This is a genomic window from Thalassobacillus devorans, assembly GCF_900176565.1.
Classification (GTDB): Bacteria; Bacillota; Bacilli; order Bacillales; family Halobacillaceae; genus Thalassobacillus; species Thalassobacillus devorans_A.
The window spans coordinates 672,155-697,610 of sequence record NZ_FXEH01000006.1; the positions used below are offsets into that span (position 1 = coordinate 672,155).

The following is a 25,456-nucleotide window of genomic DNA, read 5'->3' on the forward strand; positions in this document are numbered from 1 at the left end:
CACAGTAACGTTATAAATCAATAACTCGTATATGCTCGGTAATATGGTCGGAGCGTTTCTACCAGGTTCCCATTGAAAGAACTGGACTACGAGGTGAAATTTATGAATGTTCGGCTTCCAGCCCATTTGCCGAACTATACATATTTTTCCTTCGTAGGCCTGAAAGGTAACCCACCTTCCAGGCCTTTTTATCCTTTAAGAAAGTTTAACTATGTTAAACGATTAAAGGCTTTCACTATATGAACTTGGGGATCAGCCAAGTTTTCCTAATCGTGCATACGACACCACAAGGAGGAATCAGCTTGAAAACAGCACAGAGAAAAGTCGTTATTTTACTAGCAGTCATGGCCGTAATGGTACTGACAGTCCTTGGGGCATGCAGTGCTTCATCCTCAACAGATGCTCCAGAAGAAAACAAACAGCAGCGGCCAATTTTAATTGAAGGGCCGATGCCGATTGAAGCAGAAAACTTCGCCGAACGGCTTGAAGATGTAGAAATTGAAAAATCCGGAACGTTTGAATTCTATATCGGAACCGTCGATGACTACCCTGTTATTGTGGCAAAAACAGGGAAGGGAATGGAAAACACAGCAGCAGCTACCGCAGTGGCTATTGAAAAATACAACCCGGCTGCAATCATCAACCAGGGTACATCCGGAGGGCATGATCCGAATTTGAATGTCTATGATATTGTGTTGGGCGAGCGTACAACCAACATCGGCTCCATGAAGACAGGGGATCGGGAAGAAGGCGAAGGCATCAAGCCGAAAGAATGGATTCCGATGGATCTGATGGCTTCAGAAGGAAGTGCCGGAGAAGATCCGGATGCGGAGAATATCCGCTATTATGAAGCGGACGAAGATCTTCTGGCAGCCGCTAAAGCAGTGAAAGAGGTGCATGAGGAAGGAAAAGTTGTGGAAGGGACAATCGGCTCTGCGGATGTCTGGAACAACGAAGTCGACCGGATCAACTGGTTTCACGAAAATTACGGCACCTCTGTAGAAGAAATGGAAGGTGCAGCGGCCGCCCAAATAGCGAAGGGCTACGACGTTCCTTATCTCGGGATCCGCATCCTTTCTAATAATAAAACCAACGACGGGGAATACGATCCGAATACAGCGGAAGCGAATCAGGAATATGTGTATGAAGTAGTGAAACAGTACATTTCTGATCAGAAGTAATAAAAATGCCTGGCTATCAAAGCGATAGCCAGGCATTTTTATTTAAAAAGTGAATTATCGTTTGCGGCCTTTCATGATGACACTGATGATAAATACGAAAATCAACGCACCAATCAAGGCAGGGATTATTGCCATTCCAGCGAGGCTTGGTCCCCATGATCCTAACAGGGCACCACCAATCCAGGCACCAATGATACCTGCAATAATATTACCTACAATTCCGAATGGTACATCACGGCCGAGGATAACACCTGCTAACCAGCCGACTAGACCACCAACAATTAAATATAGAATAAATCCCATAATCTTTTCCTCCTTCAACTAAATCTTTTATATCGTGTCGTATATGAAATATAACCTGCTTGGCTTCTTTTAAAACCTAACTTTTTTTGGCTTTGTTAACCATCGTTGTTGACTTTCATCATAGGCTTATTCCACAACAAGACCAAAAAATCGAAGACTTTATTTTGAAATGTTATAGGAGGGGAAGGGGTGTGATGTACAACGAGGGAAGCAAATATGATAAATTGAGAAAGAAGCATTCGTTGGAAAAGGAAGCTACCAGGAGGGAAGGGAAATGCGAAGAGAATTGAGGGTAAGGATCGGGTTGATCGGTAATCTGCTGATTTTTTTCTGGGGAATTTACCGCATGTTTTCCGAGAATACGATAGCGTTTATTCCAGTGATCCTTGCGGTAGGCGGTTTCATTGGTTTGATTGCCTCTATCTATGAACTGAAAAAGTTACATAAAGGATAACGACTCATAAACTGACGGGAAGTGATAGTTTGTTACATGCGTTTCTATTATTCCTGTTTGCGGGGCTCGCGGAGATCGGCGGCGGGTATTTGATTTGGTTATGGCTCAGAGAAGGGAAGCCGTTTTATTGGGGATTAGGAGGAGGATTTGCGCTTGCGATGTACGGGGTGATTGCTACCTTTCAAACCTTTCCTTCGTTCGGTAGAGTGTATGCGGCTTACGGAGGTGTCTTTATCGTGCTGTCTGTTTTATGGGGCTGGGGAATCGATAAAAAAACACCCGATTTATACGACTGGATTGGTGCCGGAATTTGTCTGATTGGTGTGTCTGTCATGTTATTCGGTCCGCGTAATTGATAAGCGCATTAATTATTTTTAACTTCCCCTTGACGGAGAGTAATAATCAGCGTATAGTAGGGATTAATTATTCTTGTTCGTTTAAAGAATGAAAGATAAGTTTTTGTGACTTACCCTTGAATTTCTAGAGCAATAATAGTAATACATTGTGGATTTACATCCACGCAGGAGGTAACAACATGTTACAAGGTAACGTAAAATGGTTCAACGCAGAAAAAGGTTTCGGATTTATTGAAGTAGAAGGTCAAGACGATGTATTCGTTCATTTCTCTGCTATTCAAGGTGAAGGTTTCAAAACACTAGAAGAAAACGAAACAGTTTCTTTCGAAATCGTCGAAGGCAACCGTGGACCACAAGCAGCTAACGTGCAACGATAAACGTGAAGCGTTATAAAAGAGACTTCCCATTCGGAAGTCTCTTTTTTTGTGCAATTAGAACGGGCGATATATTGACCGTCGAACGAACGCCATATATTTATAAAAAACGGAAGCCTCCGCCTGGGAGCTTCCGTTTTTTTATCATTCGTTTAACAACAGGGAGCACAGCACACTGGAGCCGATTGCTTTTTCGAAAAGCTGATAGATGGGAGTTTCCATCTTTTTTTAGGAAGGGACGCAGATTTCCATGCATGACGGTTGATATGGTCTAACTTGCGTTTTTTCTCTTCTACTCGTTGACTCACGGAATATAAGTTATACATCATTTACCTCCTATTGGCAGCAGAACTGCTCTTTTTTATTGTTTTCTACATCTTGTTTGGTATGGAAAAACTCCCATTCATTGCCGTCCGGATCCGTTATCCAAAACTTATCCTGCAGGGCATAGCAGCAGGTAGTATTCGTTTCGTCTCTTGTGAAAAAACCGCTTTTTGTCAGTCTGTCTTTATGGAAATCGATGTCTTCCTGCTTTTCTACCTGGATGCCGAAGTGGCCAACCTGATTGCCGGATACTTCCGGTATTGCGTTCAGTGTAAAGTTCAATTGCAGATGTTCTGGCATAAATTTGGCATAATCATTCTTGACTTTCACTGGTCTTTCTCCGAAAACTTTTGTGTAAAACTCAATCGATCTTTCTAAATTTACTACATTCAAGCCGACATGTATGTTCATGTGAAAACCTCCATAAATCAATTTTTTTTGATGAATAGCTGAAAAAAATTACTCTCTACGGAATAAGCAGCACAATTCTTCTGACAGCAGGTGATTCATTTCTTTGTGATTCAAGGTGTAGTAGCTCCAGGTTCCTCTGGTATCTTTGGTGATCAGCTGGGCATCCAGCAGGATTTTCAGGTGGTAGGATAATTTAGACTGGGGCAGGTTCAATTTCTCAGACAAATCGCAGACACATGCTTCGCCTCGGTCGGTTATTTCATGCAGGATATGCAGTCGTTTGTGATCGGCGATTGCTTTGAACTTCTTTTCGTATGTTTGAAAGGTCTTTTCTAATGATACGTCTGTGAGCGGGATTTCTTTGAACACATCAGCTCCTCCTTTACATCAATTTTTTTTGATTTAATAAAAGTATATGCAAAGGAAAGCAAAATGACAACTATTAAATCAAATTTTTTTGATGAAAGGCTATATTCAGGAAAAAACTACTATGTCGAATTCCTTTCGTTTTATTTTACGAAAGCTATAGTAATATAATGGAAGCAGACCAATCAGGAGGTGCTGAATCAATGGCGAATCAACGAGGAATTGAGCGCGTATGGACGGTGGAGTACCAGGAAGGAAGCGGCCCGCACAAGCAAGTCGGACAAGTGCTGCCGCCTGGCAACTGGGAACAATTCGACCCATTTTTGTTAATGGCGGAAGACTGGTTCCAGCAGGGGACGTTTCCGGATCACCCGCACCGTGGCATGGAGACGATCACCTATGTAATCGAGGGAAAATTGAAGCATGAGGACAACCATGGGGGCTCCGGGGTGTTAGAGCCAGGTGATGCGCAGCTTATGACGGCAGGGAGCGGCATCGTCCATTCGGAGGATCCACCCCCAGGTGAAACGGTCCATAGCCTGCAATTGTGGCTGAACCTGCCGAGCAGTAAAAAATCAGCGACTCCGCGCTATCAGGATTTGAAGGCGGAGACGGTGCCGGTTCGAAGGGAAGATGGCGCAAAAGTTCGTGTTTACTCCGGTTCTTCCGGTGATGTGCAGGCAGATACGGACAACCATGTCCCGCTCACCTACGTCGAATTAAATATGGAGGCCGGTGCGAAAATAACGCAGGAGCTGCCGGGAAGCTTCAATGGCTTTATCTATATTATAGAAGGAAGCGGGACATTTGGAAGTGAGGGAACCGAAGGGAAAAAGAACCAGGTGCTCTGGCTCGGACGCACTTCACAGGATTCAGACAGTGAAGTGGCCATCCAGGCGAATGAAAAACTTCGAGCTATTCTCGTTGCCGGAGAACCGATCGGGGAGCCAGTGGTGGCGAGAGGGCCGTTCGTTATGAATACGGAAGAAGAAATTTTCCAGGCTTATCGCGACTATCAGGCTGGTAAATTCAACCGTTCGTAAGGATCTGGTTTTTTTCAGGAACCCTATAACCGTGCGGTTTGCATCATGAGACTTTTTTCCTGTTTATCCTTGTTTTAAAAGTCTCGAAGTCGAAACAGTTGAGAAATTCCTCCTTCGGTAGTACAATCTATAATCGTTGAGCACACCTAAGTTAATCATGGGAGGAATATAGAGATGAACGTACTAGTAGTAAAAGGTAATAACCGTCCTGACGGTATTACAACAAAAATGTATGAAACATTCATGGAAGAGGTTAAAGACAACAGCGATCTGAACATCACGACGTATGATGTATTCGCAGAAGATATGCCTTATTTTGGGCAGGACCTTTTCAATGCGTTGACAAAAATGGAAGCTGGCGAGCGTTTGAATGACGTAGAACAGCGTCTGCTTGACGCCAAGCAAAAAGCAAAAGATGCCTTAGAAGCAGCCGATGTCATCGTGTTGGCATTCCCGCTATGGAACTTTACGATTCCAGCGAAATTGCACACATTCATCGACTACGTTTCTGAAGCTGGCTTCACATTCAAATATACCGAAGAAGGCATTAAGCCGCTTATGCCTGGCAAGAAAGTTATCCTGTTGAATGCGCGCGGCGGTGTTTATTCTTCTGAAGAAATGGCCCCAATGGAAATGTCCGTCAACTTCATGCGCAATGTATTTGGCGGATTGTATGGCATGGACATCGTGGATGAAGTAATCATCGAAGGCCACAATGCGATGCCTGATAAAGCAGAAGCAATCATTGATGAAGGTATGACAAAAGTAAAAGAAGCAGCTCGTAACTTAGCCTACCAACACGCGTAAGGCTGAAATATACGGAAAAGTGTGGTGCCAGAAATGAAAATTGAAGTATGGTCTGACTTTGTCTGCCCGTTTTGCTATATCGGGAAACGTCGGCTCGAGCAGGCACTGGAACAGTTTGCTCACAAGGATGACGTGGAAGTCATCTTCAAAAGTTATGAATTGCAACCTCACATCCAGAGTGATGAGAATGTTTCTGTTTACGAGGTGCTTGCCAGGAAAATGGGTACCACGGTTGAGCAGGCGAAAGCGATGAATGATCAGATGGTGGAGACCGCAAAGACCGTTGGTTTGGAGTATAATTTTGACGAGGTGAAACAGACCAATACGCTGGAGGCTCACCGATTGTTCAAATATGCTGAAATGCAGGGAAAAGGACTGGCGTTCACGGAACGTCTGATGCGTGCCTACTTCACAGAATCCCGTTTCCTCGGACGGCCGGACACACTGATTGAACTGGCTGAGGAAATCGGTCTCGATGGCGAAGAAGCAGAAGATGTACTGGTAAGCGATGACTTTTTGGAGGATGTCCGAAATGACCAGCGTGAAGCCCAGCAAATCGGAGTTCAGGGAGTACCATTCTTTGTATTCAATCGTAAATATGCGATTTCTGGCGCCCAGCCACCGGAACTGTTCCAGGAAACCCTGGAAAAAGTGTGGCAGGAAGAAAACGAGACGCCTTCCTTGCAGCAAATCCAGCCATCCGCTGATGCGTCTTGTACGGATGACGGCTGTGAAGTAAAGGATGACAATAACTAATCAAAAACGCCCGATCAGAGAATCTATTCTCGTAATCGGGCGTTTTTATATATAGAATCTATTTCATGACCAGTAGATGATCAGCCAGCCTGCTTGACGCTTAGTATAGTTACTGTAACCAAAATAAGCGCCATTCCAAGAAATTGAATGAGTCCCAAATGATCTCCGAGAAGCAAAACTCCAAATATGGACGCTGTCACCGGCTCTACCATTGCGACCATCGAAGCCGTAGTCGGGGCAGTCTTTCGAACCCCGATCACATAGAATATAAACGATATTCCAGCCCTACAAGTCCTAAGAGAATGAACCATCCCAGGTCGCTAGAGGTCAATACCTTAGTTGCTTCCCCACTTCCTGTAAAGAATAAAAGGATGAGACAGAAAGAAAAAAAGGCGATGGTTAAGGTGGTCTGTGGCTTTCCGATAGCAGAAGCGTTTTTAAAACCGAATATAAACAAAGCATAGGAAAGACCTGCAGCAAGCCCTGCTGCCGCCCCTGCTAAACTGACGGAAATGGATTCCGTATTGTAAGCACCTGTAAGCAGCACGATCCCCATAAGTACACCGAAAATGCACGCCCATTTAAACCAGGTCGAACGTTCGATATGAAATAAAAAGGAGATTAACAGGACAAACACAGGTGCGGTGTACATCAAGGTAGCCGCTACAGCAATGCTCGAGGCCTGGATGCCAAGAAAATAAAAAGTGAAATTTCCAGCAACACCAACGCCCGCTAATAATGACCACAAGTATAGACGAGGAGAGAAAGTCCAGTTCTTTTTAAAACGAATGAGAAACCACGCCAAGAAACATATAAATCCAACGGCACCCCGGTAAAACGAAATTACCATTGGGTCCCAGCCCTTGGTCATTAAAATATCTGCAATTCCGCCACTAATGCCCCAGCATATAGCGGCTAGCATCACTAATCCTACACCTGCATACTTCATTGTGCTCCTCCTCAACATGTGTGATGTACCAATTGTCTCTACTGATGTGGTCTTAATGTAAATGAAGGACCAAACAAATCTTTTTTCGATCCTTAATAACATATTTTAAATGACCGTGTAGACGGTATTTCCTTTAATTTCTCATTCTTAAACCTATATCAACTCGCATGGAACTTTACTTTTAGGAGATAGAGGTAAAACAGTGAAGTTCACTATACTGTATAAATTTACGCTATAAAAGCAAGCTAATTAAAAAGTGTTTTATAGATAAAATGGAGCTGACGGGTATGGTTAAGCGACGGCGCAAACTGGTAAGTTCAAGAAAAGAGTCTAATCCTGCCACACGAATAGAAAAGAATAAAGGTGCTCTATATGATGATTTTGATAAAAATGAAAATCATATTCGGGCTGTGTATTCAGAAGCATCTGATTTAATCTTTCGCCATTTCTACATAGCGGGCAAACAAAAAGCCGTTCTGTTTTATTTAGATGGATTAGTTGATATACAAGAATTGGATGATTCTGTACTATCGCCGTTGATGGAGGAGTTTACAGCTGAATACAGCGGCGTAAAAGAATTACTGGAGAAAAAAATATCGGTTTCAGGGGTTAAAGAGCTTACAAAACTATCGGATTGTGTAAAAAAGATATCCTCCGGTTGTCCAATTATTTTGTTGGAGGGCTGGAGTTCCGGATTCGCTCTAAATCTTACGAAGTTTGAGAAAAGAGCTATTGAAGAACCACCTGCCGAAGCTGTTGTTCGTGGTCCCAGGGAAGGTTTTGTAGAAACACTGGAAGTCAACCGAACCATGCTTAGAAGAAAAATTAAGAGCCCAAAATTAAAAATGAAAGAAATAGAGATTGGAAAATATTCTGCGACACCAGTGATTTTGGCATACATGGATGGAATCGCTGATGAAAATTTGATTAAAGAAGCCGAAAACAGGTTGAAGCGAATTGATATCGATGGTGTGCTGGACAGTGGAATTATTGAAGAGTTGATCGAAGACTATCCTTATTCTCCATTTCCCCAATTATTATCGACAGAACGTCCGGATGTCGCAACTTCCCATTTGCTGGAGGGCCGTTTCGTTATTTTAGTAGACGGTTCGCCTTTCGTATTAATAGCTCCGGTTACCATTTATTCTTTTCTTCAAGCATCAGAGGATTATTATAATCGCTTTATCATCAGTACGTTGATTCGCTGGCTCCGTTACGTATTCCTGTTGATTTCGTTGTTACTGCCATCTATCTATGTAGCCGTGATCACCTTTCATGCAGAAATGGTGCCAACCAGTCTGATGATAGGGATGGCAGCATCTAGGGAAGCTATTCCTTTTCCTGCGTTGATTGAGGCATTATTGATGGAAATCACATTCGAAGCATTGAGGGAAGCAGGGTTAAGACTTCCGAAACAAGTAGGTTCTGCTGTAAGTATTGTAGGGGCGCTTGTCATCGGGGAAGCGGCCGTCATGGCTGGGATTGTTTCTGCGCCAATGGTTATTGTTGTGGCTTTAACAGGGATTGCTTCTTTTACCATCCCTCGATACTCCGGAGCTTCAGCAATCCGCATGCTTCGGTTTCCGATGATTCTCCTTGCTGGCACCCTTGGACTACTCGGAATTATGCTTGGACTGATCACCATAATCATCCATTTAGCTACTATTCGATCTTTCGGCGTGCCTTTCCTTAGCCCAATGGCACCACTCATGGGAAGTGAAACGAAAGATATCCTGGTACGAGCGCCGTGGTGGAAACTTAACACACGCCCGCATCTGACAGGAAAATACAACAAATATCGACAAGCACCAGGCCAAAAACCCGGTCCGAAACATGGAGGAGACTAATCATTAAGAGGAGTAGGAAAAGGTATGGCTCAGGGTTATCTTCATTTATCCAAAAAACTTTTACTAATTGTATTCACGTGGGGAAGTCTGTTGGTGCTTTCAGGCTGCTGGGATCGTGTGGAAATTAATGATTTGGCCATTGTGCTTGCTGCCGGTATTGACAAAACAGAGGATGATCAAATTGAATTGACTGTTCAGCTGGCTATCCCAAATCAGATGGGAGGCGGACAGCAACAGGGATCAGGCTCCGGGGGACAGGGGGAGAAACCCACCCTTACCAAACAAGCCACAGGTACAACAATTTCCGAAGCTGCTTCGATTTTACAACAAAAAGTTCCACGGCGAATTTTCTGGGGCCATAATACAGTAATAGTATTTGGAAAGGAACTTGCAGAAGGTGGGATCCGGGAATATGTAGAATTCTTCGCTCATCATCCGGAACCAAGACTTCGTTCTTTTGTATTCGTAAGCGAGGAAAGGGCCTCTGCGCTTTTGGAGGTTATCCCTTACCTTGAGCAAAGCTCTTCCCAATTCGCGAGGGAATTAGCCCGCTTTCAAATAGGCCTGCGCGTAACCTTAAAGGATTTGTTGGAAAGTATATCGGGAGGAGCAAGAGCGGTAGCACTTCCCGGGTTAGAATACGAATATGAAAATGTAAAAGAGAAAAAAGGCGGACTGAATATTAACGGAACTGCCGTTTTTAAGGAAGATAAAATGGAAGGTTATCTCGATGATCGGTTGACCAGAGGGTTATTGTGGATACGAAATGAAGTGCATTTAGCTACCGTTTCCTTCACACCGGAAAATGCAGATGGGTATATGTCTTTTAAATTGCTTCGTTCCAATACCCAATTACATCCAGAAATAAAGGATGGAAAATGGAAAATGACCCTCGCGATTACAACAGAAGATGATATTGAAGAAAATCAGACAGACTTAGTACTGACGGATCCTAAAATAATTGCCGAGTTAGAAGAACAATTAGCTGCAAAAATTGACGAGCGGATTGAAGAAACCCTTTCAACAGTACAAAAAGAGATGAAAGCTGACGTGTTAGGGTTTGCTAAATCATTTGAACAGAAATATCCGGATGAATGGGAACAGGTGAAAGACAGGTGGGAGGAAAAGTTCGCAGAAGTTGAAATTGAGGTAGTAAGTAAGGCTTATATTCGAAGGTTAGGTATGTCAACACAGCCCCAAGGCATTCCTGAAGAGGAGATGAAAGAAGAATGAATTGGCTATCACTTTTCGGTGTCAGTTTAGTTGTCCTGCTCCTCTTCTTTTACGAATGGCCTAAAATGAATCAGAACCAGGTAAAAGAAAAAAGGGTGTTTATATTCCTTATTGCCGGAGTATGGCTGGTAGCCGTCATGCTGATATTTTTCCCCGATGTACCAGGACCAATTGATTTAATTACTTTTCTGTTCAGACCGGTGGAGAATTTTTTGTAAACGAAGGGGGGATAATCGTATGGAAACAGGTAAAATCTCTGCATCCCAAATGGCATTCATGATGTATCCTGTAGTGATAGCCACTGGTATTGTGATCATACCATCAATCACTGCTAATTATGCCGCGCAAGATATGTGGCTGTCTCCCATATTGGCAAGTTTAATGGGAGTTCTCGTTATATTTATCGCTCTTAAGCTTCATCAATTGTATCCTGGCCATACGATTATCGAATACAGCGTATCCATTATCGGCAAGGTACCGGGAAAACTTCTCGGGTTCATCTATTTATATTTCTATCTTCTGATGAATGCCGGGGGCACACGTATTTACGCAGATTTTGTGACAGGAGCTTTTTTTAAAGAAACGCCGCTATTTGTCATTCTCTCTACTATCATGCTTGTCAGTTCATTTGCTGTCAGAGGAGGGATAGAGGTTGTCGGCCGTTCAGCGGAAATGATTGTCCCCTTCTATGTCATTATTTTGACCATTTTATGTTTCCTGCTGGTTGCTGATTTGAACCCTAAAAATATATTTCCAATTCTTTCTGATGGTCTCATGCCGTCTATTAAAGGTGCCTACACTCCCCAAAGCTGGTTTGCGGAGTTCTTTTTGATTGCTTTTCTCTTGCCTTATGTCAAAGATATTCAGAAAGCTGGAAAATGGAGTATGATTTCTTTGGGCGCTGTGCTTCTGGGGTTCCTGGCCACTAACTTATCCTTGCTATTTCTGTTCGGGGGAGAACTGACAGAGAGGTTCAACTATCCGTTACTGGATGCCGTACGATATATCAGTATAGCCGAATTTATCCAGCATCTGGAATCTTTAGTGATGGCTATTTGGGTGGCAGGTACGTTCGTTAAGCTGGCAGTTGTCCATTTTGCCTTGGTTATAGGTACCGCTCAATGGCTTAATTTGTCTGACTATAAACCACTAGTATTTCCCTTGGGGTTCCTGACCGTATTAGTCAGTATATGGGGGATATCAAGTGAAATGGAATCCGCTCATTATAGCGGAACGATTTTTCCCTCGTTTTCTCTTGTCGTCCAAACGATAATTCCTCTGCTGTTATTGGTAATTGCTATCCTTAGAAAGAAGCACCATTAGGGAAATTGATGTAAAAAGAAATAATTAATAAGCACCACTTATAGTAGTAATTAGAAAATCTTGGATTAAAGATAGTCTAAATGGTATTATATAGTAGAGAACAATAATCCCTTCTCAGCAGATAGGAATACTGTGTCAGGTACAAACATGTAATCTATGGAAAGCTCTCACTTGGCATTTATAGTGATAAAAATTTTTAATATGATATCTCGAATTTGAGATATTTGGATTTCTTATATTCTTTCCCCACTAGGGTATAAGAAGAAGTAGAGCTGTACACGTCTGGCTATAAATAAGCCGGATAAGCATGGTATTCATCTCCAACTGATGGGATAAAATCGAAAGAGAGATACAAGGAGGAATTTCGTTGTCATTTCATCGTAAACCAATTACATTTGTAAACCACGTCAACATTAAAGTGCAAAACTTAGACCGTTCCCTGGAATATTATCAAGAAGTGATAGGGTTTAAAATTCTGGAGCAAACGAATAACAAAGCAAAGTTAACTGCTGATGGGAAAACATGTATCCTGTCCATAGAGCAGCCGGATAACGTCATACCTAAGCAGGGAAGGACTGCCGGACTATACCATTTTGCCATCCTTGTTCCAAACCGTTCCGATCTGGCTAACATCGTCCATCATTTTATTGCAAAAGGGATTCGAATAGGATCTTCGGACCACCTGGTCAGTGAAGCGCTCTATTTAAATGACCCGGATGGGAATGGGATCGAAATTTATGTGGACCGTGAGCCTTCCGTGTGGAAATGGAGGAATGGGGAAGTTGCCATGACAGTGGATCCATTAAATTTTGCAGACCTGCTGAAGGACGGGAATCCAGAAAAAGCATGGGAAGGACTGCCTCCCGGTACGGTGATGGGGCATATCCACTTACATGTTTCTCACTTACATGAAGCAGAGGAATTTTATACAAAAGGACTGGGTTTTGAAGTAGTCAACCGATTTGGCGATCAGGCCCTGTTCATCTCAGTAGGCAACTATCATCATCATATTGGCTTAAATACTTGGCAGGGAGTAGGAGTTCCTGAATCCCCAGCAAATAGCGTTGGTCTTGAATCATTTACCATCCTGCTGCCTGATAAGGAGTATAGAAAAAATGTGATAGCTAGTCTTGAGCGTAATGGTGCCACTGTCACAGAGGAGAATGGTGTGGTTACTACGAAAGATCCATCTGGAAACCGTATTCATCTCGCTGTTTAATAGGAAAACTTATCGATATCATGATGAAAAATAAGTTAAGGTGAGTTGGAAAGCTTAGTTCTCTACTCCCCAATCACTTTTAATGACCAGCACATTTAGAGAATAGAGTTCTAACAATCTTTAGATTATAGGTAATGACTGTCATGATACATGAACACCCAACTTATGGTCTTTATAGGCAGGATAAGAACCGTGCGAGATGATAATCCGGTCGGAACGGTCTTAATAAGGGTGATTAAAAGCCAGAAAAAGAAATCCAGCAGTTTATACGGAATGGCTCATCAAAACAAGAGTCTGGGACATAACTAGCCGAAAATAGTAAAAAAAGGGTTCCGATTATCGAATTTTGATGACCGGAACCTTTTTTACTGAGTCAATCTCATAATTGGTTAGACGGTTTCCGTTTCAGGCCGTGTACTTTCTCAAGTTCACGGCCAAAAAGGCAAAACCTAATTCATTTTCAACGTTATCGCTGCCCCTAACGGACATGCGAGTGAAACGCAAATTAGCCTTCAGAAATCCAAAAACTGGCTCTACATCTACTTTGCGTCTGCCGTAGAGTTCGCCGGTTTTCTCATCCGAAAGCTTCTCTCTCACCGTATTTTTTTGTTGCTCCCACTTTTCATTATAATAGATTTTTCGATTGTTCCCTTCTTTTGCCTTCGTGCACTGGGAACGGAGCGGACATCCCGTACAATCTTCGCTCTCGTACACTTTGAACTCCCGAGTATAACCGTTTCGATCGGTTTTCTGGGATCGGTAACGGAACGTCACTTGTTTTCCGTTAGGACACGTATAGGAATCTTCTTCTTCATTGTATGACCAATTCGCGGAGTGGAAGGCATTTTTTTGAAAGCTCTTCGTCTTCTCTTTACGATAAGAGTTGTATGTAATCAGAGGCTCACGCTCCCGGTTTTCCAGGACATCTTCATAATTTTCTTCACTCCCATAGCCCCCATCGGCGACGATGTAGTTCGGAAGTTCAAAGTAATCCTGTTCGATCCGATCAAGGAAAGGACCGAAGGTACGCATATCCGTGGGGTTCGGAAAAATATCATAAGCGAGGGCGTATTGACCTTCCGTCGCAACTTGGATATTATAGCCGGCTTTCAATTGCCCATTCTTCATATAATCATCTTTCATCCGCATAAATGTCGCATCGTGGTCTGTCTTCGAATAACTATTCCTTTTCCCGAAGATTTCCATGTCGTTCGCATATTTTTGCTTGCGCGCCGCAAAGTCTCTGAACTGTTTCCTGGCCTGATTCGGTTCTTTGCGTTCGGAACGAATTTGTTTTCGTTCACTTGTGTCTTCGCTTTCTTCAATTTTCCGGTTCAAGTCTTCGACTTTTTCATCTAATGTTTCGGCTATATCAGAAAGTTCGTCGACCGATAATTCCTCCGGATTTTCCCTTTCTATTTCAGGGATGATTTCCTTTTCCACTAATTCATCATACATTTGGTTGGACTTTTCTATTAGCTTGTCGCTGTAGTTTTCGACGGCCTTACGCCAGACGAACGTAAACTTGTTGGCGTTTGCTTCTATCTTGGTTCCATCAATAAAAATAGCTTCCGCATCAATGATATCTTCTTGAACCAGTCGGGAACGAAACTGGACAAAGCTCTGGCGAAGAAGATCTTTGACGGCGGGGTGGACACGGAACCGATTAATGGTTCGATAGCTGGGCTCATAACCTTGAGCCAGCCACATCATACGCACACTATCCTTGAGTAGCCCTTCGATTTTTCTTCCAGAGAACACGGATTGGGTGTAGGCGCATAAAATGACCTTCATCATCATGCGTGGGTGATACGCCGGGCATCCCGTGTCACGCAGGAATGCTGAAAAGGCTTCATCCGGAATACTTTCCACCAACTCATGCACGGCATAGGCGATATCATTATCTTGAAGTTTCATTTCCACATCCATAGGCAAGATTACTTGGTTCATGTTATACTGTTTAAACATAAGGACACCTCCGATGGTTGTTGTGTGGTAACTTTAATTTTATCAGAGGTTGTCCTTATTTTCTTTATTGAAAATAAAAGAAAACCATAAAAAAGTGGTCGGCATCATGTTGATGCCGACCACTTTCCGTTTAATTTACTGGGTTTTGTCCCAGCCTCTTGTTTACGTTAATTATATCAGGAGGCTTTCCTTTCTTTTAACATGGTTACCTTTACGTTGCGAGGCGTCATATTGAACACGATATTCAAAACTATCGCGGTGACACTGCCGGCAACGATTCCGTTACTTGTCAGAATTTGTACACCGGACGGCAGCTGGGCGAACAGCTCAGGAACAACAGTCACGCCAAGTCCCATGCCAACGGAGCAAGCGACGATCATGGAATTTTCAGGTGAGTCGGCGATGACGCTGCTCAACATCTTGATCCCCTGCGAGATGACCATCCCGAACATCGCTACCATCGCACCTCCAAGGACTGCAGCCGGAATGGTTGTCGTCAGGGCAGCAATTTTCGGGATAAATCCTAAGGCAATCAGGAGTAACCCCGTAACCAGAATCACTTTCCGCGATTTGACCCCAGTCATATGGACGAGACCGACATTCTGAGAGAAAGCGGTGTAAGGAAAAGCGTTGAAGATTCCGCCAAGAAAGATGGCCAGTCCTTCCGCGCGGTAGCCTCTGGAGAGGTCCGCTTCTTTTATTTTTTTCCCCGTCAGGTCGCTAAGGGCAAAATAAACGCCGGTCGATTCCACCATCGATACCATAGCCACTAAGATCATCGTCAGGATCGCTGACCATTCGAACGTTGGCATTCCGAAGTAAAACGGCTCTACCATATGGAAATAAGAAGCTTCTCCGACTGCAGAAACGTCGACTTTTCCAACAAGAGCAGCTGCCGCCGTACCAGCGACGATGCCAAGTAAAATAGCAATCGCCCGGATGAACCCGTGGGTAAAACGATATGTTAGGATGATGAAAAGAAGTGTACCGAACGCTAAGGAAATATTCGTCATCGAGCCGAAATCACTGGCGCCTTCACCGCCGCCCATATTCGTGATTGCGACAGGAATCAAGGTGATACCGATAATCGTGACGACCGTTCCGGTGACAACCGGCGGGAAAAACCGTACCAGTTTACCAAAGAAACCACTGATGACTACGACAAATAAGCCGGAAGCGAGAATCGCGCCATAAATAGCGGATATTCCATACTGCCCGCCAATCGCAATCATCGGAGCAACCGCCGTAAACGTACAGCCGAGAACAACGGGCAGTCCGATACCGAAGAAGCGATTATTGACGATCTGGAGAATGGTGGCCACCCCGCACATCAAAAGATCGATGGCGACGAGATAGGTCAATTGTTCAGAAGTGAGTCCAAGTGCACCGCCGACGATTAAGGGGATTAAAACGGCCCCTGTGTACATGGCGAGCAGATGCTGGAGTCCTAAGGTGAAAGTTTTCATGTTAATGCACGCTCCTTATCAAACGTGATTTGCTTGTTTTTCATAGATGAAATGATGGCGAGGGATTCTACCCGTATTCCTTCCTGGCGCAATATTTTGCCGCCATGCTGGAACCCTTTTTCGATCACAATGCCGACGCCTGCGAGACTTGCACCCGCTTGTTTGATGATGTCTACCATTCCGGAAACGGCCTGGCCGTTAGCCAAAAAGTCATCGATGAGTAGGATGTTATCATCCGGTTTAAGAAATTCTTTGGCGATGGTAATGTTATTCATTTCTTTTTTGGTGAAGGAATAGACTTCTGTTGAAAAGTGCTCTGCTAGTGTTATAGGCTTTCGTTTTTTAGCAAATACAACCGGGACACCTAAGATGAGCCCTGTCATCGTTGCTGGTGCGATGCCTGATGACTCCAACGTTAATACCTTCGTTATCTTGGTATCTGAAAATCTGTCCGCGAACTCCTGCCCGATCTGCTTCATCAATAACGGATCAATTTGATGGTTCAAAAAAGAATCGACTTTGATGACAGAATCCGATAGTACGTTTCCTTCAGTTACAATCTTCTGTTCTAATGCTTTCATGGAAATCCCCTTTCTGAATTAAGAAAAGCGCAAGCGCCCTGAAAGACACAACACGCATAAGCAAAACGACTGGAGGAAGGCGTCCTTTCCTTCCGCAAGACGGGTTGCTTATGTCGCGAGTGTCTGGGCGCTGAAGCTAGCCAATAAAAAAAGCTCGCTTTCCACCACTATGAGGAAAGCGAGCTTTGGCTTATTATTGCCATTGACGAATAGAATAGAGGGCGGACATACATCCCCGCTCTATTGTCATGCTGCTTTTCATAGTCGGTTCATTTACGGTAAACCGGTAGAAACTTGCAGGCCCTATCCCTGCGATTATATGAAAAGGTATGTAGTTGTGAAAAAGCGAATGATAACGGTATTCTGGTGTTTATCGTTCGTATAATAGATAATCTACATGAAATACTGACAGATGTCAAAGTTTTTTATCAAAAATATTAGAGACGAATGCGTGTGCCAATATACGGAAATATTTTGAAAATATAGCTTGTGGAACAGGGGAGGCTTTGGAATAATAATAGTAACTTATCAAGCATCTACATAGGAGAGGATAGCATTTAACAGAAAGAAGGGGAGACATGGAGCATGTCATTGATGTAAAGGGATTATCGAAAAGTTTCGGCAGTGTGCAGGCAGTGAATGATCTGTCATTTTCTGTCGGGAAAGGAGAGATATTTGGAATTATCGGTCCGAACGGGGCTGGTAAAACCACCACGCTCGAAATGCTGGAAGGTATTCTGAAACCGGATAAAGGAACGATTGATGTGCTGGGGCTCGATCCAAGCAGGCAGTTGAGGAAATTGAACCATCATATCGGCGTACAGTTCCAGGCTACCTCGATTCAGAAAAAAATGAAAGTAAAGGAAGCACTTGATCTATTTTCATCCTTTTACAAGCAGGCGACACAAAAAGAACATTTAATCGAGATACTTGGATTAAGGGAAAAGTTGAATGTCGCGTTTGAAGATTTATCAGGGGGATGGAAGCAGCGGGTGACACTGGCGCTTGCTACGTTGCACAAACCGGAAATCCTTTTCCTCGATGAACCGAGCATGGGTCTTGATCCCCATGCCAGAAGGGAAATGTGGTCGATGATCCGGCTGATGAGAGAGCAGGGGTGTACCATTGTCATTACGACCCACTATATGGAAGAGGCCGAAAAGCTCTGTGACCGTGTTGCCATGATTTACAGCGGGCAGCTGAAAGCATTGAACACACCACCGGAATTGCTGAATGAAATGAAAGCCCATTACCTGGCTTTTGAAAGCAGCGGGCTGGAGTATGACTACCTGATTACCATTCCTGGAGTGGTGCGGGTGGAGCAGGAGGGGGAAGTTTTCAAGGTTTTCAGCGAGGACCAGCAGATAACCGGTTACCACATTTTCTCCTATTGTCACGAGAAAGGAATCCCGCTTCACAACTTCAAGTTTGAAAAAGGGTCCCTTGATGACTTATTCGTTCATTATTTGGAAAAGGAGCAAACGGGATGACATCTATTATGAGGCTTGCAAGCATTGAAACGAAAATGTTTTTCAGGGACCGGCTCAGTGTATTTTGGACGTTTTTGTTTCCAGTTGCGATGATCTGGCTGTTTGGCTCCATGTTTGTTGGCAATGAAATGAACGGGCTATCGTTCGCGCAGATGTTTGTCCCGTCATGGATTGGCGTGAATATTGTTACGACTTCGTTTTTTACGCTCGGGACGGTGCTGACTGGCTATCGGGAAACCGGTGTATTAAGGCGCTATCAGTCGACGCCGCTGCAGTCCTGGAAAATACTTGCCGCCCATACCCTGCAGGGGACCGTGATTTTCTTTATCTCAGCATTGCTGCTGATGGTATTCGGCATGTGGATGTATGATTTGACGCTGCCGGCGTACATCGGAAGTACGCTGATCGCGTTACTTGTCAGCATTGCCGCCTTTTTCCCGTTCGCTTTATTTTTGACGTCACTTGCAAAAAACACCCAGTCGGCGGCTGCCATCAGCTCGTTATTCTTGAATCTTATGTTGTTCTTATCGGGAGCGACGTTCCCGCTGGAGATCATGCCGACCGTGCTGCAGTATGTCGCGAAAATTTTGCCGCTTTATTATGTGATCATCATGCTGAGGGGGACGTGGAGTGAGGCGCCGATTTCAGCTTACGGACTGGAAGTTGGGATCTTACTCGGTATTGCCGCTGTATCGATTATCTTGGCAACACGGTTTTTCCGCTGGAGTGGAAAATAACCCACCTCTTCACACAAAACAAGAGAGCTCTCCGCATCAAGCGGGGGCTCTTTTTTTATGCCATATGAGGGGGGACGTATTTCGTTTTGAACGCTGTCGTCATCGGTTCGGCTTTCATCATTGCCAGGAGTTGTTTTGCCATATAGGAAGGGGCGTGATCCAGCCCGCTGTTGACCCACTCGACAATCATTCCAAAAATCGCATAAAACTGATAACTGGCGTGCAAATCAGGATCGATCTCAGGGATTGGCTGAAGGGCGATGAGATCGTCGGATGCCAGCTCTTTCAATGCCTGGATGAATTTTTCCTGGAAGCCTGGCAGTGCTTTAGAACGGATAACAATCTCATAGAACTTAGCGTTTTGTTCAACATGGTCGAAAATTTTTATAACAGAGGAAGGGAGGCTTGTTTCTTCTTTATCCTGATCGGACTCCCGGTAAGACTCCCTTAGTCCGGTTATGACATTTTCGATGATTTCGTCCAGCAAGTCTTCTTTGTATTGATAGTGCTTGTAAAACGTGCCGCGGTTGTAATCGGCGGTCGTGACAATATCGGTGATCGTAATGTCGTGAAAGTCTTTTTCTTCCATTAAGGTAACGAGGGAGTTTTGCAACGCCTTTTTCGTCCGTCTGACCCGTTTATCTTTATCCATCCTATGGACCTCCTGTCCGATTTTTCATGCGTTTTTCAACACTTGCCTGAAGCAATGTCGTTTATTAGACAAACCCTCGTCTTATTACTGATTTTTCCTTCTAATTACGTTCATTATACTGAAAAGTGTTGATTATTGCACATTTGTTTTAATAGGAAGAAAGCGGATTCAAAAAGGAGGCGTTTATGAGAGGGAGGAGGCCGCAGGTGGATTTTAATAAAACAAAGGCTGCCTTTCCCATGAAAAGCAGCCTTTTACCTTATTGTTTGATCCAGTCCCAGGCTTGTTCGAGTTGTGAGGAATCGAAATGTTCAGCGGTGACACCAGGAAGGTAATTACCGACCTTGGTGGACACTTCTAACCATTTTTTATCACTGATAATGGCAAACTTACGGAATTGATCCCAGCGTTTGGCATCAAATTTCGTGCCTTTGGTCAATCCTTTCAGACTGGAGCCATCCAGTTTATCAAAAATAGCAAGCATGTTGAATGGAGTGTCGTCTCCGAAAGTTTCTTTCACATGTTGATCCATCTTAAGTGCATCTTCTTCGGTCACTTTTCCTTCTACTTTTAATGCAATCGTAGCCGGATCGCGGCTTTCCAGGAACTTAAACACCAAATCTCCTCCTTTTTGCTGATAAAAAGGACCGCCTCACAAGAGAGACAGTCCAAACAATTTTTAATGATTATAGGATGTGCGGAAACGCTTATTGTCTCCAAGGGGCTTGTTGCCGATATAGTTGTGGAAGAAAAATTCACCCACAGCGAGTACAATACCAGCAAGCAGACCAGCCGACATCCAGGAAGATACATCATTACTTCCGAACATTGGGCCGATAACAGCGATTACCAGGAATGCAACCCCGATATCTGCCGTCGTGGCAAGCATGTTCGTTGTCTTCGGGTAAAGCTTCAGATCTCCCAATGGATAGGAAATGGCTCCAAGTACGACGGTGATAGCAAGAACGGTCAGCAACGATACATTAAATCCTAAGGTCAATACGACGAATAAACCGACAAAAGTCATTAATCCTTTGATAGCAAGTGCTTTTACATGTTCCATGATATCACTCCTTCTTCAGATGTTTTTCATCAGTTTTCCAGTAGATACTTATTAGACCTTAATCCATGCTAGGGACTTGTAACATATATTCCCAAATGAAAGAGAAGGATAAACGTCGAATATAGCGTTTAATGAAAACGAAACATCCGCTTAATGTCAGGGAAATAAAAAAACCATGAAACCGAAGGGGAAATCCGTCGGTTTCATGGTTTTTATCCTAACGCGACATCGAGAATCATCATGACCGTAAAACCGATCATCAGAGTCATCGATGCCAGGTCTTTGTTTCCTTCTTCCTGGGAGCCTGGAATCACTTCCTCTGCGACGACAAAAATCATTGCACCGGCGGCAAAACTCAGTGCGTACGGTAAAATTGGTTCAATCATGGTGACAGCCAGTACGCCAATCACAGCGGAGATAGGCTCGACCATCCCGGAAAATTGTCCGTAAAAGAAGCTTTTCCTTCTGGAGATGCCATCACGGCGGAGCGGGAGGGAAACGGCAACCCCTTCCGGGAAGTTCTGAATGCCGATTCCCAGCCCAAGCGCTACAGCTCCTGCCAAAGACGCCTCCGGAAATTCTGCAGCGGCAGCTCCAAATGCTACCCCAACAGCCAGTCCTTCCGGGATGTTATGCAAGGTGATGGCAAGGACGAGCAAGGTACTGCGCCTCTTTTTGTTCGGCTGGTAGCCTTCCGCCTCTGTCATCGAGGAGCCAGGGTGCAAGTGAGGAATAATTTTATCCACACTCCATAAAAATATCCCGCCAAGCATAAAGCCGACAGCTGCGGGTATCCAGGCAGCGATATCGTCATTTTCCGCCATATCCAGAGCAGGAGCAAGCAATGACCAGAAACTGGCAGCAATCATTACTCCTCCGGCAAACCCTAACATACCGTCTAATAACTTTTGGCTCATTGTTTTTGTTGTGAATACAAGGGCCGCCCCGAGCGCTGTCATCCCCCATGTGAAGAGGGTAGCAATCAGCGCTTGCATCAACGGTGTCAGTTCAAGAAATAAATCAACCATCATCAGGTTCCTCCAGTATGTTTAACAATACATAATGATAAACAGGTTAAGTTTAAGAACAGTAAAAGTCAATAGAAAAACAAGACACAAGGATAAACCATACCCTCTTAGCACGAAATTTTAACCTGTGCCTGCATAAAAAAATAAGCGTCTGGTTTCTACACTCTAAACCAGACGCTTGTTCACTTGAAATCTGTTTATACTTCACTTTGTTATATAAGAAAATTTAAGGACTTTCGTCATAACTATGGGCGATAAGCCATGTTTTTCTTATAGGTCATGTACTGAAGATTTTCGGTCGGTACTCGTTTTTGGATGTTCCCATTTTTATCTTCGTATAGTTCATATTCCCGGTACGTTTCGACAATATTTCCATCCACTTCTTTTCTTTCTTCCAGCACGTAGATTAATTCGGAATAGGGAGTGTGCTGCACTACCTGGCCACTCGTTTCTTTCGCGCCATCGTCCTGCATGACCGGGCTTCCGCCTATAGAAGGCTGGCTCTCGTTTTCCAGTAATCCGGCGAATATAATCATTAAGACTGCCGCTATCACAGAGATAGATTGTTTCATAGGCCATCTCCTTTTCCTCGATCGTTTATCATCCACTAAGAAACTATATGCCTTGTCCCCCAGGAATATGAAGTTGTTGTAAAATGTAGAGGAAAAGGGGGGAAGAGGAATGAAGATCAGAGGATGTAGAAAAGACGAGCGTCCACCGATGGATTTGCTGCTCGAAGCGGATCCTTCCGAACAGCTGGTACAGGAATATCTCGAACGTGGCGAATGCTTCATTGCAGAAGACAATGGGGAAATCGCAGGAGTATATGTGCTTTTACCCACCAGGCCGGGAACAGTAGAAATTGTTAATATAGCTGTGAAAGCTTCCTGCCGTGGGAAGGGATTGGGGCGGTTGCTCCTTACAGACGCAATCGAAAAAGCGGCCGGGTATGGGTATCAAACGATAGAAATAGGGACAGGGAATTCCAGTATCGGCCAGCTGGCTTTGTATCAAAAGTGCGGCTTCCGGCTCGTCGGAATCGACCGTGACTTTTTCCTTCGGCATTACCAGGAACCGATATTTGAAAATGGGATCCAGTGCCGCGATATGATTCGCTTGTCGCAGGATTTGTGAGGAAAAGTGTAATTCTTTCCAATCGGCTGGTTTCTTTGTTACAGTGAAAATACTAATCTGGCAGGTAATCTTAAGCATACATAGTCATGAAGGAGGAACGGTCCTGTGATCATTGCGATCATCTTTTTGATTTTCGTTTCATTATTCTTTTCGGGTAGTGAAACGGCACTGACGGCCGCTAATAAAATGAAGCTGCAGTCGAGAGCTAACAATAACGATACGAAAGCGGAAAAACTGTTGGACTTACTTTCCCGTCCAAGTGAATTTATTACCACCATTTTAATCGGAAACAATATCGCTAATATCTTACTACCGACCTTGGTTACAACGCTTGCCATCCAATATGGATTTAGTATTGGCCTTGCTTCTGCGATACTCACCGTTATTATCATCATTTTTGCAGAAGTGATCCCGAAATCAGTCGCGGCTGCTTTTCCTGATCGAATTGCGATGGCTGTTTCGCCGGTTATCCGGTTTTTTGTCCTTATCTTCAAGCCGGTGACGATCGTGCTCAATTGGCTTACGGATGCATTGACACGGGCTCTGTCAAAAGGGGAAACGGAAGAGGCCTCGATTTCAAAAGAAGAATTCCGGACGATGGTGGATATTGCCGGTTCAGAAGGGACATTCAATGAAGCGGAGTCAAACCGGATACGGGGAATTCTCGATTTTTACAGTTTAAATGTCAAAGATGTTTTGAAAACGCCGCGGGTAGAGATTATCGCTATTCCAAGTGATGCGAGTTATGAAGAAGTCAGGGACCTCGTCATTCAAAACCCTTATACGCGCTACCCGGTGTACCGCAAGGATATAGATGATATTGTGGCTGTCTTCCATTCCAAATACCTGTTAACGTGGGCGATGAACCCGGAACGGCCATTATCCGATTTTTGTTATAAGGACCCGCTTGTCGTGTATGAATTTCATAATATCGAATGGGTGTTCAAGAAAATGACGAAAGAGAAGAAGCACATGGCGATCGTCATCGATGAATACGGCGGTACCGAAGGAATATTAACACATGAGGATGTCATCGAAGCGATGATCGGTATGGAAATCGAAGATGAAATGGACAAGGTAAGCGATGCGATCGTGGAAAAACTGTCCGAAACGGAAATCATTTGTGATGGGAAAATCACGCTCCACCGTCTGAATTCGATTTTTGATACCGAGATACCGGAAGAGGAAGATGTGCTTGCCGGCTATCTGTTGGCAGAGTTCAATCGTTTTCCGGAAGAAGGCGATGTACTCGAGCGCAACAACCTGACCTTCAAAGTGCTGGAGATTGACGGCAGGAAGATCAAAAAAGTACAAGTGATCAAATGATCGATCGGAGAACTGGCCTGGCGCCGGTTCTTTTTTTGTGGTTCGCAGGAAAGTTGCAAATAAAATGGCAGAGTCACAAATAAGTCCGGAAACTCGCAAATATATCGACCAGGCCGCAAATAAAACATTTGTTCACTTTTTGACAGGAAGAAGGAGGAATCGTCAGGAAATTGTAGAAAGGTATTGGTAATGAACTTGGCCGAGAAAGGAGGAGCAATGAAGAATAATTATCCGGAAATCGATCAGGTGATCGAGTATATTGATGCTCATCTTTATGATTCGTTATCACTTTCTGACCTGGCTGCTCAGGCTGGCTACAGCCGTTATCATTTCACTCGTATCTTCAAACAGAGGGTGGGAGTTCCCCCGCTTTACTACTTATCCGCCCTGCGTCTGCAAAAAGCGAAAGATTTATTGATCGAAACCGATTTTCCGATTAGGGAGATCGGAATGGAAATTGGCCAGCAAAGCCTTGGTACCTTCACGACCCGGTTCACCGAGAGGGTGGGGGTTACTCCGGCACATTTTCGTCACTCTGCAAAGCGGGCGGAACATCCAGTTCGTACTCTGAAAAATTTGAGCGGCTGGGTCGATCCGCGTACGTTCATGGAAACCTTTCACACGGTAAACGGCACGCTAAAGACAGAGGTACCCTTTGACGGAATCACTTTAATTGGTCTGTTTCCAAAGCCGATTCCTGAAGGCCTGCCGACTTATGGGACCCTTGTATCTTCGATGGGCGGTTTCGCAATGACTGGTGTAAAACCAGGTGTCTATTATTTAATGGCGACGTCTGTCTCCTGGAAGATGCCCGTGCATGACTTTTTACTTCCTCATAAGACCTTACGAACTAGAGCGAAGAAGCCGATCATCGTAGCTCCTTATAAAGAAATTCCACACCAGAATGTCACACTCCACCCGCCGAAATTGGATGACCCGCCAATTCTTGTTTCTCTGCCACTATTGATGAATAATTTTCTGGAGCGATTACGGCAACATAGCAATCGGTAAGAAATAAGCGGAGCACTTCCATGATAGTATGAAATCGACATCAGTTAGAACAGC

At 44.1% G+C, this 25,456-nt stretch carries 29 protein-coding genes, 1 pseudogene and 2 riboswitches; of the genes and pseudogenes, 18 read left to right on the plus strand and 12 right to left on the minus strand.

Annotation, left to right across the window (positions count from 1 at the left end):
- Positions 1-5: 5 nt before the first annotated feature.
- Positions 6-109, plus strand: a riboswitch (purine riboswitch).
- Between the two features lie 235 nt (positions 110-344).
- A complete protein-coding gene (locus B9Y67_RS14280) occupies positions 345-1,181 on the plus strand; it encodes a 5'-methylthioadenosine/S-adenosylhomocysteine nucleosidase (protein WP_139823862.1) in 837 nt (278 codons plus the stop codon).
- A gap of 54 nt (positions 1,182-1,235) precedes the next feature.
- On the opposite strand, the gene B9Y67_RS14285 is transcribed toward B9Y67_RS14280, so the two are convergent.
- Complete coding sequence (locus B9Y67_RS14285) at positions 1,236-1,484, minus strand: GlsB/YeaQ/YmgE family stress response membrane protein (RefSeq protein WP_085507625.1); 249 nt, start codon at positions 1,482-1,484, stop codon at positions 1,236-1,238.
- 274 nt (positions 1,485-1,758) lie between these two features.
- Here B9Y67_RS14285 and B9Y67_RS14290 point away from each other — a divergent pair, with 274 nt between their 5' ends.
- The 3 genes from B9Y67_RS14290 to B9Y67_RS14300 all read left to right on the plus strand — a co-directional run bounded on the left by B9Y67_RS14290 (position 1,759) and on the right by B9Y67_RS14300 (position 2,671).
- Positions 1,759-1,938, plus strand: coding sequence for a hypothetical protein (locus B9Y67_RS14290; protein ID WP_085507627.1), 180 nt, complete (start codon positions 1,759-1,761; stop codon positions 1,936-1,938).
- A gap of 29 nt (positions 1,939-1,967) precedes the next feature.
- Positions 1,968-2,294, plus strand: a complete 327-nt coding sequence (locus tag B9Y67_RS14295; protein WP_085507629.1) for a YnfA family protein — start codon at positions 1,968-1,970, stop codon at positions 2,292-2,294.
- A 179-nt stretch (positions 2,295-2,473) separates the two neighbouring features.
- Entirely contained in the window at positions 2,474-2,671 is a 198-nt protein-coding gene (locus B9Y67_RS14300) for a cold-shock protein (RefSeq protein ID WP_014641831.1), read from the plus strand.
- Positions 2,672-3,004: 333 nt separating this feature from the next.
- Here B9Y67_RS14300 and B9Y67_RS14305 read toward each other — a convergent pair whose 3' ends face one another.
- Together B9Y67_RS14305 and B9Y67_RS14310 are read right to left on the minus strand one after the other, a co-directional pair.
- Positions 3,005-3,403, minus strand: coding sequence for an ArsI/CadI family heavy metal resistance metalloenzyme (locus B9Y67_RS14305; RefSeq protein WP_085507631.1), 399 nt, complete (start codon positions 3,401-3,403; stop codon positions 3,005-3,007).
- A 48-nt stretch (positions 3,404-3,451) separates the two neighbouring features.
- Complete coding sequence (locus B9Y67_RS14310) at positions 3,452-3,772, minus strand: ArsR/SmtB family transcription factor (protein ID WP_085507633.1); 321 nt, start codon at positions 3,770-3,772, stop codon at positions 3,452-3,454.
- Positions 3,773-3,972: 200 nt separating this feature from the next.
- Here B9Y67_RS14310 and B9Y67_RS14315 point away from each other — a divergent pair, with 200 nt between their 5' ends.
- The 3 genes from B9Y67_RS14315 to B9Y67_RS14325 all read left to right on the plus strand — a co-directional run bounded on the left by B9Y67_RS14315 (position 3,973) and on the right by B9Y67_RS14325 (position 6,375).
- Positions 3,973-4,812, plus strand: coding sequence for a pirin family protein (locus tag B9Y67_RS14315; protein WP_085507635.1), 840 nt, complete (start codon positions 3,973-3,975; stop codon positions 4,810-4,812).
- A gap of 174 nt (positions 4,813-4,986) precedes the next feature.
- Positions 4,987-5,619, plus strand: coding sequence for an FMN-dependent NADH-azoreductase (locus B9Y67_RS14320; protein WP_085507637.1), 633 nt, complete (start codon positions 4,987-4,989; stop codon positions 5,617-5,619).
- A 33-nt stretch (positions 5,620-5,652) separates the two neighbouring features.
- The gene (locus tag B9Y67_RS14325; RefSeq protein WP_085507639.1) at positions 5,653-6,375 is read left to right on the plus strand and encodes a DsbA family oxidoreductase; all 723 of its coding nucleotides are present in this window, start codon (positions 5,653-5,655) and stop codon (positions 6,373-6,375) included.
- Between the two features lie 80 nt (positions 6,376-6,455).
- Here B9Y67_RS14325 and B9Y67_RS14330 read toward each other — a convergent pair.
- Positions 6,456-7,324: pseudogene (locus B9Y67_RS14330) on the minus strand (DMT family transporter).
- 287 nt (positions 7,325-7,611) lie between these two features.
- On the opposite strand from B9Y67_RS14330, the gene B9Y67_RS14335 reads away from it, so the two are divergent.
- From B9Y67_RS14335 to B9Y67_RS14355, 5 genes are all read left to right on the plus strand, one after another.
- Positions 7,612-9,171 carry a spore germination protein gene (locus tag B9Y67_RS14335; protein WP_139823814.1) on the plus strand — a complete coding sequence of 520 codons (1,560 nt, stop codon included), beginning with the start codon at positions 7,612-7,614 and terminating at the stop codon, positions 9,169-9,171.
- A gap of 24 nt (positions 9,172-9,195) precedes the next feature.
- Positions 9,196-10,404, plus strand: a complete 1,209-nt coding sequence (locus B9Y67_RS14340) for a Ger(x)C family spore germination protein (RefSeq protein WP_085507645.1) — start codon at positions 9,196-9,198, stop codon at positions 10,402-10,404.
- Complete coding sequence (locus B9Y67_RS14345) at positions 10,401-10,622, plus strand: hypothetical protein (protein WP_085507647.1); 222 nt, start codon at positions 10,401-10,403, stop codon at positions 10,620-10,622. Before B9Y67_RS14340 ends, B9Y67_RS14345 begins: the two co-directional genes overlap by 4 nt.
- Positions 10,623-10,641: 19 nt before the next feature.
- Positions 10,642-11,727, plus strand: a complete 1,086-nt coding sequence (locus tag B9Y67_RS14350) for a GerAB/ArcD/ProY family transporter (protein WP_085507650.1) — start codon at positions 10,642-10,644, stop codon at positions 11,725-11,727.
- 367 nt (positions 11,728-12,094) lie between these two features.
- Entirely contained in the window at positions 12,095-12,946 is an 852-nt protein-coding gene (locus tag B9Y67_RS14355) for a VOC family protein (protein ID WP_085507652.1), read from the plus strand.
- Positions 12,947-13,351: 405 nt separating this feature from the next.
- Here B9Y67_RS14355 and B9Y67_RS14360 read toward each other — a convergent pair whose 3' ends face one another.
- From B9Y67_RS14360 to B9Y67_RS14370, 3 genes are all read right to left on the minus strand, one after another.
- Entirely contained in the window at positions 13,352-14,914 is a 1,563-nt protein-coding gene (locus B9Y67_RS14360) for an IS1182 family transposase (protein WP_085505220.1), read from the minus strand.
- Between the two features lie 176 nt (positions 14,915-15,090).
- A complete protein-coding gene (locus B9Y67_RS14365; protein ID WP_085507655.1) occupies positions 15,091-16,380 on the minus strand; it encodes a nucleobase:cation symporter-2 family protein in 1,290 nt (429 codons plus the stop codon).
- Complete coding sequence (locus B9Y67_RS14370) at positions 16,377-16,961, minus strand: xanthine phosphoribosyltransferase (RefSeq protein WP_085507657.1); 585 nt, start codon at positions 16,959-16,961, stop codon at positions 16,377-16,379. The genes B9Y67_RS14365 and B9Y67_RS14370 overlap by 4 nt, the downstream gene beginning before the upstream one ends.
- A 241-nt stretch (positions 16,962-17,202) precedes the next feature.
- A riboswitch (purine riboswitch) is annotated at positions 17,203-17,304 on the minus strand.
- Between the two features lie 235 nt (positions 17,305-17,539).
- Here B9Y67_RS14370 and B9Y67_RS14375 point away from each other — a divergent pair.
- Together B9Y67_RS14375 and B9Y67_RS14380 are read left to right on the plus strand one after the other, a co-directional pair.
- Positions 17,540-18,451 carry an ABC transporter ATP-binding protein gene (locus tag B9Y67_RS14375; protein WP_085507660.1) on the plus strand — a complete coding sequence of 304 codons (912 nt, stop codon included), beginning with the start codon at positions 17,540-17,542 and terminating at the stop codon, positions 18,449-18,451.
- Positions 18,448-19,188: an ABC transporter permease gene (locus B9Y67_RS14380; protein WP_085507663.1), complete on the plus strand. Its 741-nt coding sequence runs from the start codon at positions 18,448-18,450 to the stop codon at positions 19,186-19,188. Before B9Y67_RS14375 ends, B9Y67_RS14380 begins: the two co-directional genes overlap by 4 nt.
- 55 nt (positions 19,189-19,243) lie before the next feature.
- On the opposite strand, the gene B9Y67_RS14385 is transcribed toward B9Y67_RS14380, so the two are convergent.
- The 5 genes from B9Y67_RS14385 to B9Y67_RS14405 form a co-directional block, all read right to left on the minus strand.
- The gene (locus B9Y67_RS14385; protein WP_085507665.1) at positions 19,244-19,840 is read right to left on the minus strand and encodes a TetR/AcrR family transcriptional regulator; all 597 of its coding nucleotides are present in this window, start codon (positions 19,838-19,840) and stop codon (positions 19,244-19,246) included.
- A gap of 259 nt (positions 19,841-20,099) precedes the next feature.
- Complete coding sequence (locus B9Y67_RS14390; RefSeq protein ID WP_085507667.1) at positions 20,100-20,456, minus strand: SpoIIAA family protein; 357 nt, start codon at positions 20,454-20,456, stop codon at positions 20,100-20,102.
- Between the two features lie 63 nt (positions 20,457-20,519).
- Complete coding sequence (locus B9Y67_RS14395; protein ID WP_085507669.1) at positions 20,520-20,903, minus strand: DUF2512 family protein; 384 nt, start codon at positions 20,901-20,903, stop codon at positions 20,520-20,522.
- Positions 20,904-21,115: 212 nt separating this feature from the next.
- On the minus strand, positions 21,116-21,931 hold the full coding sequence (locus B9Y67_RS14400; RefSeq protein ID WP_085509196.1) for a ZIP family metal transporter: 816 nt from the start codon (positions 21,929-21,931) through the stop codon (positions 21,116-21,118).
- 245 nt (positions 21,932-22,176) lie between these two features.
- Positions 22,177-22,503 carry a hypothetical protein gene (locus tag B9Y67_RS14405; protein ID WP_085507671.1) on the minus strand — a complete coding sequence of 109 codons (327 nt, stop codon included), beginning with the start codon at positions 22,501-22,503 and terminating at the stop codon, positions 22,177-22,179.
- A 109-nt stretch (positions 22,504-22,612) separates the two neighbouring features.
- Here B9Y67_RS14405 and B9Y67_RS14410 point away from each other — a divergent pair, with 109 nt between their 5' ends.
- From B9Y67_RS14410 to B9Y67_RS14420, 4 genes are all read left to right on the plus strand, one after another.
- The gene (locus B9Y67_RS14410; RefSeq protein ID WP_085507673.1) at positions 22,613-23,065 is read left to right on the plus strand and encodes a GNAT family N-acetyltransferase; all 453 of its coding nucleotides are present in this window, start codon (positions 22,613-22,615) and stop codon (positions 23,063-23,065) included.
- Positions 23,066-23,170: 105 nt separating this feature from the next.
- Positions 23,171-24,391, plus strand: a complete 1,221-nt coding sequence (locus tag B9Y67_RS14415; RefSeq protein ID WP_085507675.1) for a hemolysin family protein — start codon at positions 23,171-23,173, stop codon at positions 24,389-24,391.
- A 37-nt stretch (positions 24,392-24,428) separates the two neighbouring features.
- On the plus strand, positions 24,429-24,581 hold the full coding sequence (locus B9Y67_RS20745; protein WP_176224014.1) for a hypothetical protein: 153 nt from the start codon (positions 24,429-24,431) through the stop codon (positions 24,579-24,581).
- Positions 24,582-24,607: 26 nt separating this feature from the next.
- The gene (locus B9Y67_RS14420; RefSeq protein WP_085509197.1) at positions 24,608-25,402 is read left to right on the plus strand and encodes a helix-turn-helix domain-containing protein; all 795 of its coding nucleotides are present in this window, start codon (positions 24,608-24,610) and stop codon (positions 25,400-25,402) included.
- Positions 25,403-25,456: the final 54 nt, after the last annotated feature.